Source organism: Paenibacillus sp. FSL K6-1558, assembly GCF_038002565.1.
Taxonomy (GTDB): Bacteria; Bacillota; Bacilli; order Paenibacillales; family Paenibacillaceae; genus Paenibacillus; species Paenibacillus polysaccharolyticus.
Window position 1 is genome coordinate 188,895 of record NZ_JBBOCV010000002.1, and the last position, 16,286, is coordinate 205,180.

A 16,286-nucleotide genomic window follows, 5' to 3' on the forward strand; every position below is an offset into this window, starting at 1 on the left:
AGCGCTTCAGGTGTCTCTTGTTTATCAGACCCCTGTCAAGCTCGCTCACAATACCTTATGTACGGCGGCGGCTCTGCTCTTGGAGTCATGCTGCCGTATGAAGATATAAGACATACCGCCTGCGTGCGGTGTGTCTTTTTTTGTGGGCTTTTTATTGGATTGAACTGCGCTTGAATGAGCCTTACCAAGCTTTAGCTGTCATTTTGAACGAAACTTTGCACTTCTTGCACATCGAAAGGAAGGGATAACACTTGTTCTCTGTACTTAAAAACCTGGCCTGGTTCTTCAGGCTGGAACGCAAAAGATACCTGGTTGGTGTCATTTTGCTCATTCTTGTGGGGATTGCTGAATTGCTGCCTCCGCGCCTTCTGGGGAACGCCATCGACGAGATCGTACGCGGCTCTATCACAAGCACCTCATTAACGTTTTACATCGCACTTATTCTTGGGACGGTCATCATTATCTATCTGATTACGTACATATGGATGCACAAATTATTCGGCGGAGCCAATCTCGTAGAACGGTTGCTACGCTCCCGCTTCATGGATCACTTGCTGCGAATGACACCACCCTTTTTCGAAAAAAACAGAACCGGAGATCTCATGGCTCGCGCCACCAATGACCTTCGTTCTATTGCTACAACCGCAGGTTTCGGTATGCTCACGTTAACAGACTCCACAGCATTTCTCTTAACTGTACTGTTCGCCATGGGTTTCCTCGTCAGCTGGAAGCTGACCTTGGCTGCAATTCTGCCCCTGCCTTTTATCGCCATCGCTATGATGATCTATGGTAAAGCAGTGCATCAACGTTATACGTTGGCACAGGATGCCTTTGGTGATATGAACGATCAGGTGTTAGAGTCCATTGCAGGCATCCGTGTTGTACGCGCGTACGTTCAGGAACGTCTGGACGAGAAACGATTTGCTGATGTCACGGAAGATGTATATCGCAAAAACTTAGCGGTTGCCCGGATGGATGCTTTATTTGAACCAACCATTCGACTATTTGTAGGTCTGAGTTACGTCATTGCACTGGCCTACGGCATTTATCTTGTATTTCACAATGAAATCACCCTGGGAGACCTCGTATCGTTCAACATGTATCTGGGGATGATGATCTGGCCGATGTTTGCCATCGGTGAATTAATTAATCTCATGCAACGGGGTAGTGCTTCTCTGGATCGGGTGAACGAAACGTTATCCGTAGAGCCTGCTGTTCAGGACAAAGAACATCCTGTTCATATTACGCAACCGGATGAAATCGTCATGAATGATGTGACATTCCGCTATCCAACCTCTACGGTGGATAACCTGAGTCATATCAATGTTACCATTCAACGCGGACAGACACTTGGCGTAGTAGGACGCACGGGAAGTGGTAAATCCACCCTACTCAAACAATTGCTGCACGAATACCCCGCTGGATCAGGTACGCTCAGCATTTCAGGACATTCCATCGAGGATATCGCGAAGGATGATCTACACAGCTGGATCGGATACGTACCACAGGAACAAGTATTGTTCTCCAAATCGGTTCGTCAGAACATTCAATTCGGTAAGCCAAATGCGTCTGATGATGTCATTATGGAAGCGATTCGCACCGCTGCTTTTGACGGCGATCTCGGAACGTTGTCTGACGGTCTCGATACACTTGTAGGTGAAAAAGGTATCGCTTTGTCTGGTGGACAGAAACAGCGGGTATCTCTGGCTCGGGCTTTTATCGCTGATCCGGATATCCTTATTCTTGACGATGCCCTGTCTGCTGTTGACGCTCGCACAGAAGCTAAAATCATTGAAAATATTCGCAACAAACGCGCTGGCAAAACAACACTGATCTCGACACATCGCTTGTCCGCTATCGAACACGCAGATCGGATCATCGTGCTGGAGCACGGTAAAATTACGGAAGAAGGCACTCATCAGGAACTACTCGCCAAGAATGGCTGGTACCGTGAACAATATGAACGGCAACAGGTCGAGTCCAATCTGTCCACGTAGGAGGTAACTCATTTGAAGTCCAATACAGGTAAAAGGTTGCTGGATTACGCCTTGAAAGCCAAAGGCACATTCATCGCTGCCTTAATCATGCTGACGATTGGAGTTGCGGCTGAACTCGCCGGACCCTTTATCGCCAAATCCATGATTGATAATCACCTGCTCGCCATTGAGCAGCCATTTTATGAGACGGCAGCTTCGGAAGAAGCCGCCGTTTATCAAGGGAAAAATTATAAACGTGAAGGTTTGTTTGCACCAGACGAAACCAAAGGAGCCGAGGTACGCGTACTGCAAGCCGGCAAAAGCTTTTATTTCGTCGGCGAGCCGGTCAATGCTCCTGACGGCGATCGTTCCTATGCGAACGGAACCTTAACCGTAACTCGCGCAGGTGAAGTTACTGGGCAATACGCGGCCGTGCCGCTGTCTGCCGGTGAACTATTTGCCTTTTACAAACCCGAGATGCCAAGCATCTATCAATTAATTGTGTATTATCTGATCTTCCTTGTCATTTCGGTTATTATGGAGTTTGGTAAAACCTTCTGGCTGCAATCCTCTGCCAACAAGGTCATTCAACGGCTGCGGAACGATGTGTATGCGCACATTCAGCGGTTGCCCGTGAACTTTTTTGATAACCTGCCCGCAGGTAAGGTCGTTTCCCGGGTCACTAATGATACCGAGGCCGTCAAAGATCTGTTTGTGGCGGTACTGTCCAACTTTTTCTCAGGCATTATTACGATAACAGGAGTTTATATCGCTCTCTTCCTGCTCGATGTACGTCTGGGTCTGATTTCACTATTCGTTGTACCGATGCTCATTGCATGGATTGTGCTCTATCGCAAATTCGCCACCCGATACAATACAATCATTCGCTCGCGACTGAGTGAGATTAATGCAATCATTAACGAGTCCATTCAGGGCATGTCCATCATTCGTGTGTTCCGTCGCCAGAAGCAAACTCGCCAGGAATTCGAAGAACTGAATGAAGACTATATGAAACATCAGAACAAAATGCTCAATCTGAATGCCTTTACCTCTCATAACCTGGTGAATGTGTTGCGGAATATCGCCTTTGCCGTAGTTCTGTGGTACTTTGGAGCAGGTGCGATCACAGGCACAAGTATTATTTCACTGGGTGTACTGTATGCCTTTGTTGATGTTCTCGGGCGGTTGTTCCAGCCGATCATCGGTATGGTGAACCAGCTTGCGAACCTTGACTCCTCTCTTGTCTCTGCCGGCCGTGTATTTGAGCTGATGGATGAAAAAGGAGAACCCGTTACAGATGGCTCGATGCCGAGGTACAAAGGAAATGTCGTTTTTGACGATGTATCGTTTGCTTATAAAAAAGATTATGTGCTGAACAATATCTCGTTCAAAGCTTCGCAAGGTCAGACCGTGGCACTCGTGGGTCACACCGGTTCCGGTAAAAGTTCGATCATTAACTTGCTGTTCCGGTTCTATGATCCGCAAAAAGGCAAAATCACGATTGACGGACAGAACGTTAAGGAATTGCCGAAGCAGTGGATTCGGGAACATATGGGGATCGTACTGCAAGACCCTTATCTCTTCACAGGCACGATTGCTTCCAATGTCAGTCTGGGTGATGAAAAGATCTCCCGGGCACGCATTGAACAGGCACTGCGTGATGTAGGTGCAGAACGTATTCTGGCGCATCTGCCACAAGGCTTTGACGAGCCGGTAGTTGAGAAAGGGAGCACACTGTCTGCCGGACAGCGGCAGTTGATTTCTTTTGCACGCGCACTCGCCTTCGATCCCGCGATCCTGATTCTGGACGAAGCCACCGCCAACATTGATACAGAGACGGAAGCTTTGATCCAGAACGCGCTGGAAGTCCTCAAAAAAGGACGTACTACTTTCATCATCGCCCATCGTCTGTCAACCATTCGCTCTGCAGATCAGATTCTCGTGCTGCATCGCGGAAAAATTGTAGAGCAAGGTGCGCATGATGAGTTGATGGAGCTGAAAGGCCGGTACTATCAGATGTATCAATTGCAACAAGGGGCTCAAGGCGAAGCCATCTCCGATGGCTCGACTCGTTCAGCTGATGCTTTTAGTACATCTTCGCCATCACTCGCCGGAGGAAATGTGTAACTTTCTTCTCTTTCGCTATCATTTAGCAGAACATATTTCGTCAACAAGGACATCCGGCCAGCATTAAAACAACACATAAAACCCGTTCTATACAGTAGCCTTCAGGTTACTGACAGAACGGGTTTTATTATTGCTCTACGACAATACTTCACCTTAGAATAAAAGACCGTCTCTTCACTTTTAAGTTCGCCCTCTAAGTCCAACCTCTAACTGTATATCCCATATACATCATTATTTCTCGGACAAGGAACGGGATTTGCGTACTCCAGCTCTGATCTCATGATTCCTCATCTGGCCCACGTTCCTGAAATCTCGCCGCATGCATTCGTTCCAGAGCAACCCATGCTGCCGCAGACTCATCCTTTAGTCCCAATGCTGCCATCCAGACACCTATATATTGCTGGAGTACAAGCTCCAGTTCCTGTGCACGTTCTTTAAAATCTTGCAATTCCTTAATCATACGTGTCCGACCTTCCGGACTGAAGGTTTCATGAATGCGCTCTTTGAAATAATGATGCACAATCCGATTTCGTTGCTGCCATAATTCATTCAGACTGCTTATTTCTTCTTCGGAAAACGTAAAATGATGCCGTGCTTCATGAATAAGTTGCCCCAGTGAACTACTCATCTTCCGCTCGTACAGCTCCTCTAGTTCCTCCTCAGTTACCACCTTGCCTTGTGACATTTTAGTTAACAAAATAAGATTAACCAGTTGCTGTTCCAGCGCCTGTCCATAATATACGGCCAAGCCGTAATAGGCAAACAATTCCTTGGAGTGTTCGCTGTCCAGCATGAAATCATTCTGGAAATCCGTGTTATGCATATGCGAGCGCTCCTTTCTATCCGTGCACCTTGGCTGTTTATTATGTCTCTATCGTAACCAAACTGCAAACAACATTCAAGTTGCCGGAAAAGCCAGCGCCTAACTTCGGATTCCCTCCTGTTTTCGTAATCTGAACTTAGATCACATCTGCTCGGGAGCGCGTACGCCCAATAAAGACAAGTTGTACGCCAGACGTTTCGCGGTGTGCTCGGCCAGTTTCACCCGAAAAGCTTTGACACCTGACGGTGCATCCGCAATTCGTTCAGCATGATAAAACCGATTAAAGGCTTGAGCAACGTCTATCGTGTATTTAGCAATCACGGATGGTTCGTTGCGAAGCACAGCTTTTTCCAGATAAGCCGGATAGTCAATCAGCAATTTCAGCAACGCCCAAGAGGTATCGCCGACAATTGCTACAGGAGGGTTATTCATCTGATCCGTGTCCGAATTCATTTCCTGTTCATCACGTGACACATTAGCGGCTTTGGCAAGCACACTTTGAATTCGTGCATGAGTATATTGCACATAAGGGCCAGTCTCTCCTTCAAAACTTACCGCGTCCTCCAGCGAAAAATCAATGTTATTCATGCGATTGTTGCGCAGATCACCAAAGATAATCGCCCCAACACCAACGGCTTCGGCTACCTGTTCAGCCTGCTCCAGATTCGGATTTTTTTCCTGAATAATTTGCAAGGCACGAGCGACAGCTTCATCCAGTACTTCCTGTAAAAAAACAACCTTCCCCCGGCGTGTGGACATCTTCCGCCCCTCGAAACGCATTAGACCAAACGGAATATGCTCACAATGATCTGCCCAGTCATACTCCATCTTGGACAATACCGTAAATACTTGACGGAAGTGAAGGCTCTGCTCCCCACCAACGACGTACAACAACTTATCTGCCTGCATCACATCATGACGATAGATTGCTGTTGCCAAATCCCGGGTTGGGTAGATTGTCGTTCCATCTTTTTTAATGATCAGACATGGTGGCATATTCTCTTCATCCAGCCGAACAACGAGCGCACCGTCACTTTCCTCCAGCAGTCCTTTGCCTCGAAGTTCCTCCACAACTGCACCCATCTTGTCATTATAAAAGCTCTCACCGAGCGTATGGTCAAAATCCACATTCAATCGTTCATACATCCGGTTAAACTCCTGCATACTCACGTTTACGAAGAAAGTCCATAGACGCTGCGCTTCTTCATCCCCCTGCTCCAGCTTACGGAACCATTCCCGTGCTTCTGTCTCCAGAGATGGATCTTTCTCTGCTTCATCATGAAAACGAACATATAGTTCAAGAGAATTACGAATTGGATCTGCTTGTAACATCTCTTCGTTTCCCCACCGCTTATATGCCGTGATTTGCTTACCGAACTGCGTCCCCCAGTCCCCTAGGTGATTCACACTTATCGAGGTATAACCCGCTTCGTTATATAAACGATACAACGCTGCACCAATAACAGTGGAACGCAAATGCCCAATGCCAAAAGGTTTCGCGATGTTAGGTGAGGACATATCAATGACAACACGCGCTCCTTGCCCGAGTTGCAGTTTACCAAATGTCTCGCTACCCACTTCTTCGAGCAATTGGGGCGCCAAGACATTCCGGTCAAAACGAATGTTCACATAAGGACCTGCTGCTGTAGCATCCATACCCTCGGTCTGTAATGCAACGGCAATTTCTCCAGCAATAACGACCGGTGCCTTTCTTAGCGACTTGGCTAACGTAAAACAGGGAAATGCAGCATCCCCCATCTCCTCCTGCGGCGGGACTTCCAATAATCTCAATACTTCTTCTGGTGTGAGCCCGGTTAACGGGGCGATCTGAGTTGCAGCCTGTTTCATTAACACATCGAGCACTCCTTCTCTGTATAATATATGCCTAAAATAAACGCAAAAAAGCTCTCGTCTCTTCAAATAAGAGACGAGAGCTGTGTTAACAGTTCCCGCGGTACCACTCTAAGTGAACGGTAACCTGTGTTACAGCATGCTGCAAGAAGGTGTAACCGATCCGCTCGGTGCAAATAACGGTTGCATGCCGGATTACCCTCAAATCCATATACAACGAACTCCAAATGGAGCCTATACATGGCTTCGGATAACCATCTCACGGGTGCGCTTCACACAGTTCATCACATACCGGCTTACACCTGTCCCGGCTCGCTGTCATGGCCTGAATCTGGGCTACTCTCCCGATCACGGATATTGCTGTTTCGATCATTTCAGATCATTATACATATCCTGGTATGGATTAGCAACCCTGTTATTTTAAATTGATTACATAGATAGTTTAAGCAACTGCGACCATTAAACGGCAAGCTTCGGCACATCTACGGCAAGCTTCAGCGCAAGCCTGACAATGATCATGTGCATGTTTACCACATTCCGCTGCACAGGCTTCACATGCTTTGACACACAATTCACAGATTTCACCGATGAAATCACTTCCACGTGTCATGGCTTGCGCTGCAAATGCACAGATATCAGCACATTCCCGGTTCATACGAATACAGTCACGAAGCATCGCCAAATCATATTCTTTCAGACTCGATATGTAACATACATTGCAAGCATTCATACACTCCAGGCAAGCATCGATACATTGTTGGTATTGTTGTTGTGTCATTTAAAGTTACCTCCCAGGCAAAGTTTGCTATGCTTCTTAATACCCACCAGGGAGGAACTTTGAACCATTATCCTAGTCTTGTTTTACCGCTTCCAATTCCAGTAATTGTTCACGGATGGCAGTTTGATCAAAATGCTCCCCGATAAAGACAGCTACATTCGGCACATCACCTTGAGGTGTGATCTTCATGTAATCCGATTCACGATAGGCATACTGAAACCAGAATCGGCTTGCGGTATCGCTAAACGAAAGGATTCCTTTTGCCCGATATACGTCACGCGGCAAGCTAGCCACAAACTGTTCGAATGCTTCGCTATTCACAGGTTGACTGAAATAATGTGTGTATACCATAACATGTTCATGTGATGTATGTGGCTTAACAGAATGCTCGCCATGGTCGCTTGAATGGTTGCTGTCACGTTGATCCGTGTGATCATGTCCATGATTGCATCCCTGAGTACGGCAATCATCTGTATGCACATGAGCCTCTCCTGCATTTTTCGATGCATCGCCTGCTATATTGGATTGATGAATGTGAACGTCGGCACCACTATGAAGCAATTGCTCCATAGACACTTCACATTTGACCGTTGGAATCACGGGGGCAAAGCCATTCCATTTATTCAAAAGCTCTTCCAAGTCCTGCAGTTGCTGTTCTTGAACTCGGTCGGTTTTATTCAAGAGCAACACCGAAGCGCAACGAATTTGTTCTTGCATTAATTTGAAAGTTTTTCCCTTTTGCTCCTGATACAGGCCTGACAGATGAGCTGCATCCACTACGGTAATCAAACTTTTCAGCTCCAAACGCATATAAAGAGATGTTTCCGTCACCGCATCCAAAATTTCCATCGGATTCGCTGCGCCCGTTGCCTCAATCACAATAACATCAGGTGACTCTTCTTGGACGAGGTCTGCCAGTTGCAGCCCGAGATCTCCTCGTACAGTACAGCAGATGCATCCGCCCAACATTTCTGTCATGGGCACTTCCTCATCTACGATCTGACCATCCAGATTCACTTCACCCAGTTCATTCATCACCACGGCTGGGCGCAGTTGTTGCTGTTTCCAGTGTTCTATGAGCTTTACAAGCAATGTCGTTTTACCGCTGCCCAAAAAACCGGACAAAATATATACAGGAATACTTGGTTTTTGTTCATTGATGATACTCATTATTTACACACCTCTCTGCCCATCTCTATCCTTAGTCTGACTCTATTAAGCGAGTGTACACTATCCTTCAATTGTTGTGCAATACGCCTGTTCTGTTGAAGAAAACTTCATTGCCTGATTAACATGAATAGTCTATGCTATGAGGACATGTTTATTTGAGGAGGATTTCAATGACCAATTCAGTTGAACAACACCGTCAGGAAGCTCCACAAACGGTGGCCTGTATGGTTGTTACCGTTTCGGACACACGTACCAAAGAAACCGATACGAGCGGTCAACTTATGCATGAGTTGTTGCACCAAGCTGGCTATCAGGTTGTGGAGTATATCATTACACCTGACGAGACAGAACGGATTCAGACGATTCTGCAAGACGCTGTTGTACGGGATGATATCGAAGCCGTACTGTTAAGCGGAGGTACCGGTATTGCTCCAAGGGATACTACATACGAGGCTGTATCTTCCCTTCTGGACAAAGAACTGCCCGGTTTTGGTGAAATCTTCCGTTACTTAAGTTATACCGAAGATATTGGTTCAGCAGCTATTCTCAGTCGGGCAGTTGCCGGAACCATCGGGCGTACAGCTGTATTTTCAATGCCAGGCTCTCGCGGGGCCGTTAAACTTGCCATGGAACGCATTATTTTGCCTGAACTGCGCCATGTCATGCGCGAAATATATAAACCCGTCTGAATCATCAGACGGGTTTGTTTTTTCCACTTGGACATTTTGTAAGTCACTACTCTTTTATTTGTTGCAACACATCTCCAAATACTTGCAGGACGTCCTGTGCATACAGATCTTTCTCTCCGCCGGAAGCCGTATAAACCAACGATACATGCCCTTTGCTACGAATCGTCGTTCTGCCCATTACATTCTCCAGAACGGCATTTTCTTTAGGTTCCCCATACATTTCTTCCATTCTTGCTGCACGGATTTTCGCATCACGATAAATGTGTACTTTCACGATATGTCTTGCACTACCATTCAATAAATACATATATGACATGCCACCATCAGCATCATCCTCGAACATATTGTTCATCAGCTTAATATGTTTGGCAGCAAAAGCGGTTGTCATTTCTCTTGCTAACGTACCGTTTAAGCCGTGACCTTGTTGCTTGGCTCTGAAATTCCCTTCCGTTGTTGCTTCCCCTGTATAGAGCTTCCGTTCCTGCTCAATAGATGAAGATGTGCAAGCTGCGAGAGATATTAGGCTGAGGATTACCAAGCCACTTAACATCAAAAATCGTTTTACATTCCGCCCCATCAGGTTCGGATTTTTCTCCTTTAACAGCATGTCTATCCTTCCTTTCCATGAGTCACAGTACCTGTGACTCTCTCAGGTAGGATTAGCATGTCTAGGAGATACACATTTTATTCCAAGTAAGCACATTATTCAGAGGAGACACGTACAACGGTACGCCCAACTGCACCGCCCAGTAATATGTTCTCTAATGTATGCGGCAACTGATCTAGCGTAATCTCCTGGACCCCCAGCGCAAGTGCACGGTCTGGCTTCCATTCACTGCCCAGCTTGTTCCAGATGCGCTCTCGACGTTTCATGGGACAATACACTGAATCAATACCAATCAACTGGATGCCACGCAAAATAAATGGAAAAACAGTTGATTCAAATCCGTTGCCCCCAGTTAACCCGGATACAGCAACAGCTCCACCATATTGTACCTGTTTCAAGCGCTCCGCCAGTGCTGGCCCCGCAGTTGGATCAACGATGCCCGCCCATTGCTGTTTACCCATGGCTCCCTTGATTGGGGCATCCGCTTCTTCACGGGAAATGACTTCGGAAGCCCCCAAATTGCGAAGCAGTTCCTCTTCTTGCTGCTTTTTACCTGTGCTTGCCGTCACTTCAAAACCAAGCTTCGCAAGGATAGCTATCGCCATACTGCCAACGCCCCCCGTAGCGCCGGTAACTAGTATTTTCCCCATTTCCGGCGTTACCCCCGCTTGTAACAAGGCGTCTATCGAGAGTCCAGCAGTGAACCCTGCCGTTCCAATAGCCATCGCTTCTTTTTCACTCAGCCCTTGCGGGAGAGGCACTAACCACTCACTACGAAGTCGAGCATATTCACTATATCCCCCGTAATGGGAGACCCCGGGTTCAAATCCCGTACTAATGACCCGATCCCCAGGTGCAAAACGTCCACTCACAGATTCATCTACCGTCCCGGCCATATCGATTCCAGGTACCATGGGATAATTCCGTATGACACCTCCTTTTTCAAGAGATGCTAATCCGTCCTTATAATTCACACTGGAATAGTGTACCTGTACGGTCACATCCCCGTTAGGAAGGTCTTCTTTTTTCAACTGCTCAAGTTTGGCTGTAACCCCTTTCTGATCATCCTTACGTATCACATAAGCCTGAAATTGTTCTTTCATCGGTCTCATCTCCTTATTTTCGTTCCAAAAGCAGATATAATAGTGGTCCTGCAAGCGGCAGTAATCCTGCCCACGCCCAGTTTGTTGTTCTTCCGTTCACTCTGGCATCGCGATAGATAGCATACGTAGACAGTAACGTCAGTACTATGAAATCAATCGTCATGATATGTACAAACGAGGATTGATAAAATGCGTCCACGAAGCGTTCGGAATTGCCTTCGATCAACGCATAAAGTGCCGACCCTAGTGTAAGCAACAACAGGATCAGATGGGTCAGCTTATGCGAGGCCACTCGCGAGACACCTCGTTTCGACTGTTTAACAGATGACTCCGGATCATGTACGTCTGTTGGGGAAGGTGAAATCAACGCAAAATAGGGCAATAATGCAAATGCTCCAAGCCCAAAAGAAAACAAGACAAACGGCCATGCTGGCATCCGCTGCCTCTTCGAGGCTGTCATTGATTTTCGAAGTAGAATACATGCATACACAGCCGGAAAAATGCCCAACCATGAGAACACCGTCAGTAGCCATGGCTCCCTGCTCTGCAATGTGAGTAATTCTTTGAATATCGGATCATTCGCGGGGGAGTTCCCCGGCGCCATAAACAGTGCATAAGCTATAAATGCAACCCATAGTAGTCCAAACATATATCTCATCAGCCAGCCCTCCTCTACCTTTCATCCCCTGCTGACATCGGTTTGAAACAGTGTAGATTTTCAATCCTGTTCAACTGTTCTTCTAAGGCCCCCCCTTATGACGAAGTAACTTTCGAAATGTGGCGGCATTTGGCGTTTTCTGCGCTTTCCCGAGAAATAATGATATGATCTTACTTGGGATAAACCTTGGAATAGGTGATGCAATGCATGAGATGGCTATAACAAAGTCGCTTCACAATTATTGCTTATTCAGAGAGTGTACATCTTCCTCCGGCATACTTCTATGAAACTTCACACCTGTTAATTAAAATTACCATCGTTTCATCATATCAAAAAGGCATAAGCCAGTAATCCCTACCGGTTATGCCTTCCTGATTCTCACATACAGCTATGATATTACTCTTCCGTTGATTTCACATTCTCAGCAATCAACTTTTGCTTCATATTCCATGCAGCCGGGCTGATGTTCACGCGGTAAATTTCCGGGTTCAGCTTCCGTTGGTACTCTGGCCAGAAAAGATTCAACTGCTCCTTATGATACGCGCGTATTTCATCGAGCGTAGGCAGGTTATACACTTTACGTCCATTCACAAAAATCGGCTCCAGCATGTTAACTGCTTCATAACGGGTCACCGTTTTTTTCAGATAAGGATGTAGCGGGTTGAACAGCTTGAGCGGTCCTCCCTGAAGCGGCTGCTCCTCATCTGGATAGCAGATATAATCCGCAATAGCTTTGCCATGCTTCGGATCAATGATGCGGAAGACTTCTTTTTTACCCGGTGTAGACACCTTCTCGGGATTGGCCGATATTTTAAGCGTTGGCAACATTTCGCCGTTAACCTCACGCTCTACCAGCTTGTAGACTCCACCCAAAGAAGGCTGATCTGATGCTGTAATCAACTGTGTGCCGACACCCCATGTGTCGATCCGTGCACCTTGAGCTTTCAAGTTAAAGATCGTATTTTCATCGAGATCATTCGAAGCTACGATTTTAACATAGTCCAGTCCGGCTTCATCCAACATCTGACGGGCCTGAATCGAAAGATAGGCAAGGTCGCCGCTATCCAGACGAATAGCATTCATCTTTTTGCCTTGACTCTCCAGCCACTTGGCTGTTTTGATCGCATGAGGCACGCCGCTATTCAGCGTATCAAACGTATCCACGAGAAGCGTCACCTGATCCGGTAGCACTCTTGCATACGCATCAAATGCCTCCTGTTCCGTCATAAAGCTCTGCACCCAGGAATGTGCGTGTGTGCCTGCTGTCGGAATGCCAAACTGTTCACCAGCCAGCATATTGGATGTCGCATGGAAACCGGCTACATATGAAGCACGAGCCCCCCAAATTGCGGCATCTGCTTCTTGTGCACGGCGTGTTCCGAACTCAAGCAATGTATCTTGCTGTGCCACCTGCTTAATACGAGATGCTTTCGTTGCAATCAGTGTCTGATAATTCATGAAGTTAAGTATGGCCGTTTCCACCAACTGCGTTTCCAGAATACAGCCTTCAACCCGAATGAGCGGTTCGTCAGGAAAAACAATTGCACCCTCCTTCATGGAATGAATCGTTCCCTGGAAAGAGAACTGAAGCAATTCCTCCAAAAAGACCGGATCATAATTCTCTGGTTGTTTGGATAAAAACTTGATATCTTCCATGGTGAAACGTAGCTGGCTAATATAATTCACAATGCGCTCCAATCCGGCAAATACGGCATAACCGTTGCCAAAAGGAAGCTTACGGAAGTAGGCTTCAAATACCGCCTTCCGTTTGTGTGTACCATTCACCCAGTGCGCATACATCATGTTGATCTGATATTTATCCGTATGTAAAGCCAGGCTTGTTGTCTGCATTTGTCTCATCCTCTCTGACTTCCGCTCGTTTCTCAGATCATTCCTGAAAATACGAGCTTAAAGCTGATTACACCGCAATGTTCGGTGGCGAATCAGTCCAAAATCGTTTCACTTGCCTTAACCACCTGTGCCCCCATGCTGGAACGAAAGTGCCCAAGTGCCCATTCATGCCCTGCAGGGTTAAAACTGGCTACAGCGTCCTCATAGATCGTAATATGGAATCCTTTGTTATAGGCATCCACAGCGGTATGTAATACACATATATCTGTACATACCCCGATTAACGCAATATCCGTTATGCCTCGTTCGCGCAGCTTCAGTTCCAGGTCTGTTCCGCAGAACGCGCTATATCTCGTTTTATCCATCCACCGAATTTCATTCGCATGCTTCTCCATTACTTCGGCAAGACGACCATATAGCTGTCTTCCCTCAGTATCACGGATGTTATGAGGCGGGAAAAGTACGGTTTCCGGATGATAAGGATCATTTTTTTCATGTAAATCTACTGCCATAATCACTTCATCTTTATTATCGAGATACGCCTCGGTAATCGCCGCTACCGTTTCCTGAATCTCTACGGCCGGCTGACCCACAGGCAATGCTCCCGTAACAAAATCTTGTGTAAAATCAATAACAATCAATGCTTTCATCGTCCACACTCCCTTGGTTTGAATATGGTTGAATGCATCACAAGCTTTTTAAGTATAGATCGATAAACGCGGCACTAGTTCAGTGAATCGATACAGCTGTGCCGGACGCTGGGAGTACTGATTGGAGCTGACCAGATTGCCCTCATCGTCACGCACTTCCTCGACAATCCCTTTACGGCTGCGTGTAGATGTTATTTTACGAATAAAATTAGGCTCTTCGAAATCGGGTACAACACTCTGGATGACCTGATATAATTCACTTAACGTAAAATCACGCGGCAGAAACTGTCTCGCAATCGTTGTCTCCAGCATCTGTTGCTGAATTCGTCTGTATGCATCTTCGATGATCGTTCTGTGATCAAAGGCGAGTTCCAGTTCTTCCAGTGCCTCCTGGATCGTAAACAACCCTACATCTTCCGCATCATCTGCTGCCTGCCTGTGTTCAAGCATCCATTCCTCTACAAGTGCAAAGAAGGCATGAGAGATAATCCAACCTCTGGGATCACGTCCGGGCTGACTATAAACGTTTAGATATTCGAGATGTCCGCCGTCTACACCGGTCTCCTCCATCAGTTCGCGCTTCGCCGCACCGTAAATGGACTCATTCTCTTGGCAAAATCCACCAGGCAATGCCCACCTTCCGGCAAAAGGCCAACCCTTGCGTTTAATTAACATAACCTTCAACTCCCGAATCGGGAGGGTTTTCGTTACCGTTTTGCGCTCCCGCTTCGTCAAGGTGAACATGACGATATCTGCAGGAACCCCGTCGGGGGTACGATATTTTTTGGAACTATAATTACGTGCTTCCAGTTCATCGTTTGCTGATTCAGTGTTAACGTGTTTGTTGTTTTCGCTCATGGGCACCACCGACTATTTTCATTTTGATAATCTCATTATGACATAATAATAATTTTTGTCAACTGTGGATTCCAGTTTCCGTTATCAGGCTCTCGATTTCGCCACACGGAACGTTGCTGTAGCCATACATCCCAGCGTTCCTGAGGAATCGCGAACCTCAGATTGGGTCGTGATGCTACGCCCAGCTTGATGCAACACGGTTGACGTTACAATTAATTCGCCCTGACTCATCGGCGCCAGAAAATGTACATTAAGGTTAGTCGTGACACAACTATCCACCTCCATGGCAGCTGTCGCGACCATACCCATCGCCTGATCCATCAATGAGGTCAACACACCACCATGAATTATGCCCATCGAGTTGGTATGATTCTCTCCTGCGGTCAGCGCAATTTGGACTTCTTGTTTGTTGCCCTTGATGTACCGGCACCCGAGAAATCCCCAGAATCGGCCATCGCCGTCTTCCACCATTTTGTCCAAAATACTCATGTTTCATTTCTCCTTCTATTCCATACGTTGTTTAACTCACTCTAGATGTCTTTTTTGTTGCTTCATTCTGAGTTCATTGCTCTCTATGATGTCAAAAAAGGCGCGGACTGCGTCCGCACCCTTCCGTTCATTTAACCGCAGCTGGTCGGAGGTGAATCCGTTCCAGCTTCGACATTGACTTTCTCGGATACTGTATCCCGAATCACCGAGATGACTAGTTGAAGCAGATAATTGATGTCACTTTGACTCTGCTGGAATTCGGTTACTAGCGGAATGCTGTCCAGTTCGTTTTGCAAGTCATCAATTTCCTGTTCAATTTTGCTAACCATGGCACTGTTGTTGAAGCTTTCGAAAGCAACGATTTCTTTTTGTTTTTTCTTAATCGTTGCGATCAATTGCTGAATGCGCTCATGATCTCGGATTTTGGCTTCTGCCTGTTGAAACTGTCTTACTTCTTCGCTCGTTCCGAGCATATCTGCCAGTTCTTTGGCCTTTCCCATAATGTCGTCGCGTATGATCAAATTGCGCGTATCGTAGGTTGGCATTCCGTAATGGTTGTACTGCACTTCTTCTTCCTGCGCCACTGTGATCGCTCCATTCGTATGAGATGATATAAGATGAGACTTTGGTTAAACATCAGTGTTTGTACTAAGGCT

The 16,286-nt window shown here is 46.6% G+C and carries 15 protein-coding genes and 1 other annotated feature; of the genes, 3 read left to right on the plus strand and 12 right to left on the minus strand.

The genetic code is table 11. The features are described from left to right. Positions 1 to 251: 251 nt before the first annotated feature. Together MHI38_RS28620 and MHI38_RS28625 are read left to right on the plus strand one after the other, a co-directional pair. Entirely contained in the window at positions 252 to 1,997 is a 1,746-nt protein-coding gene (locus MHI38_RS28620) for an ABC transporter ATP-binding protein (protein WP_090921082.1), read from the plus strand. Between the two features lie 12 nt (positions 1,998 to 2,009). Next, positions 2,010 to 4,103, plus strand: coding sequence for an ABC transporter ATP-binding protein (locus MHI38_RS28625; RefSeq protein ID WP_341181999.1), 2,094 nt, complete (start codon positions 2,010 to 2,012; stop codon positions 4,101 to 4,103). A gap of 277 nt (positions 4,104 to 4,380) precedes the next feature. Here the strand turns inward: MHI38_RS28625 and MHI38_RS28630 are convergent, their stop codons facing one another. From MHI38_RS28630 to MHI38_RS28645, 4 genes are all read right to left on the minus strand, one after another. Next, positions 4,381 to 4,926 (minus strand): hypothetical protein, encoded by a 546-nt coding sequence (locus MHI38_RS28630; RefSeq protein ID WP_090921084.1) that lies wholly within the window; start codon positions 4,924 to 4,926, stop codon positions 4,381 to 4,383. Positions 4,927 to 5,067: 141 nt separating this feature from the next. Further along, positions 5,068 to 6,780, minus strand: coding sequence for an arginine--tRNA ligase (argS, locus tag MHI38_RS28635; RefSeq protein WP_445667244.1), 1,713 nt, complete (start codon positions 6,778 to 6,780; stop codon positions 5,068 to 5,070). A gap of 66 nt (positions 6,781 to 6,846) precedes the next feature. Next, positions 6,847 to 7,138, minus strand: a binding site (T-box leader). Positions 7,139 to 7,219: 81 nt separating this feature from the next. Continuing rightward, positions 7,220 to 7,555: a four-helix bundle copper-binding protein gene (locus MHI38_RS28640; protein WP_154886326.1), complete on the minus strand. Its 336-nt coding sequence runs from the start codon at positions 7,553 to 7,555 to the stop codon at positions 7,220 to 7,222. A 72-nt stretch (positions 7,556 to 7,627) separates the two neighbouring features. Then, entirely contained in the window at positions 7,628 to 8,725 is a 1,098-nt protein-coding gene (locus MHI38_RS28645; protein ID WP_154886327.1) for a GTP-binding protein, read from the minus strand. 170 nt (positions 8,726 to 8,895) lie between these two features. Between MHI38_RS28645 and MHI38_RS28650 the strand changes: the two genes are divergently transcribed. Further along, positions 8,896 to 9,414 (plus strand): MogA/MoaB family molybdenum cofactor biosynthesis protein, encoded by a 519-nt coding sequence (locus MHI38_RS28650; RefSeq protein ID WP_260511140.1) that lies wholly within the window; start codon positions 8,896 to 8,898, stop codon positions 9,412 to 9,414. A 46-nt stretch (positions 9,415 to 9,460) separates the two neighbouring features. Here MHI38_RS28650 and MHI38_RS28655 read toward each other — a convergent pair whose 3' ends face one another. The 8 genes from MHI38_RS28655 to MHI38_RS28690 form a co-directional block, all read right to left on the minus strand. After that, positions 9,461 to 10,021, minus strand: coding sequence for a hypothetical protein (locus MHI38_RS28655; protein WP_154886328.1), 561 nt, complete (start codon positions 10,019 to 10,021; stop codon positions 9,461 to 9,463). A 95-nt stretch (positions 10,022 to 10,116) separates the two neighbouring features. Continuing rightward, a complete protein-coding gene (locus MHI38_RS28660; RefSeq protein ID WP_154886329.1) occupies positions 10,117 to 11,124 on the minus strand; it encodes an acrylyl-CoA reductase family protein in 1,008 nt (335 codons plus the stop codon). A 13-nt stretch (positions 11,125 to 11,137) separates the two neighbouring features. Next, positions 11,138 to 11,782 carry a hypothetical protein gene (locus MHI38_RS28665; protein WP_154886330.1) on the minus strand — a complete coding sequence of 215 codons (645 nt, stop codon included), beginning with the start codon at positions 11,780 to 11,782 and terminating at the stop codon, positions 11,138 to 11,140. Between the two features lie 396 nt (positions 11,783 to 12,178). Next, positions 12,179 to 13,633 carry a nicotinate phosphoribosyltransferase gene (locus MHI38_RS28670; RefSeq protein WP_154886331.1) on the minus strand — a complete coding sequence of 485 codons (1,455 nt, stop codon included), beginning with the start codon at positions 13,631 to 13,633 and terminating at the stop codon, positions 12,179 to 12,181. 92 nt (positions 13,634 to 13,725) lie between these two features. Further along, positions 13,726 to 14,283, minus strand: a complete 558-nt coding sequence (locus MHI38_RS28675; RefSeq protein ID WP_341182000.1) for a cysteine hydrolase family protein — start codon at positions 14,281 to 14,283, stop codon at positions 13,726 to 13,728. Positions 14,284 to 14,331: 48 nt separating this feature from the next. Further along, a complete protein-coding gene (locus MHI38_RS28680; protein ID WP_090921102.1) occupies positions 14,332 to 15,141 on the minus strand; it encodes an NUDIX hydrolase in 810 nt (269 codons plus the stop codon). 84 nt (positions 15,142 to 15,225) lie between these two features. Further along, complete coding sequence (locus tag MHI38_RS28685) at positions 15,226 to 15,630, minus strand: PaaI family thioesterase (protein WP_090921104.1); 405 nt, start codon at positions 15,628 to 15,630, stop codon at positions 15,226 to 15,228. A 131-nt stretch (positions 15,631 to 15,761) separates the two neighbouring features. Beyond that, a complete protein-coding gene (locus tag MHI38_RS28690) occupies positions 15,762 to 16,175 on the minus strand; it encodes a RicAFT regulatory complex protein RicA family protein (RefSeq protein ID WP_090921137.1) in 414 nt (137 codons plus the stop codon). Between the last annotated feature and the right edge of the window lie 111 nt (positions 16,176 to 16,286).

Coding starts and splice junctions, on each gene's coding strand:
- MHI38_RS28630 (WP_090921084.1), bottom strand. CDS start 4,926: ATGCATAACACGGATTTCCAGAATGATTTCATGCTGGACAGCGAACAC.
- MHI38_RS28640 (WP_154886326.1), bottom strand. CDS start 7,555: ATGACACAACAACAATACCAACAATGTATCGATGCTTGCCTGGAGTGT.
- MHI38_RS28645 (WP_154886327.1), bottom strand. CDS start 8,725: ATGAGTATCATCAATGAACAAAAACCAAGTATTCCTGTATATATTTTG.
- MHI38_RS28650 (WP_260511140.1), top strand. CDS start 8,896: ATGACCAATTCAGTTGAACAACACCGTCAGGAAGCTCCACAAACGGTG.
- MHI38_RS28655 (WP_154886328.1), bottom strand. CDS start 10,021: ATGCTGTTAAAGGAGAAAAATCCGAACCTGATGGGGCGGAATGTAAAA.
- MHI38_RS28660 (WP_154886329.1), bottom strand. CDS start 11,124: ATGAAAGAACAATTTCAGGCTTATGTGATACGTAAGGATGATCAGAAA.
- MHI38_RS28665 (WP_154886330.1), bottom strand. CDS start 11,782: ATGAGATATATGTTTGGACTACTATGGGTTGCATTTATAGCTTATGCA.
- MHI38_RS28670 (WP_154886331.1), bottom strand. CDS start 13,633: ATGCAGACAACAAGCCTGGCTTTACATACGGATAAATATCAGATCAAC.
- MHI38_RS28675 (WP_341182000.1), bottom strand. CDS start 14,283: ATGAAAGCATTGATTGTTATTGATTTTACACAAGATTTTGTTACGGGA.
- MHI38_RS28680 (WP_090921102.1), bottom strand. CDS start 15,141: ATGAGCGAAAACAACAAACACGTTAACACTGAATCAGCAAACGATGAA.
- MHI38_RS28685 (WP_090921104.1), bottom strand. CDS start 15,630: ATGAGTATTTTGGACAAAATGGTGGAAGACGGCGATGGCCGATTCTGG.
- MHI38_RS28690 (WP_090921137.1), bottom strand. CDS start 16,175: ATGCCAACCTACGATACGCGCAATTTGATCATACGCGACGACATTATG.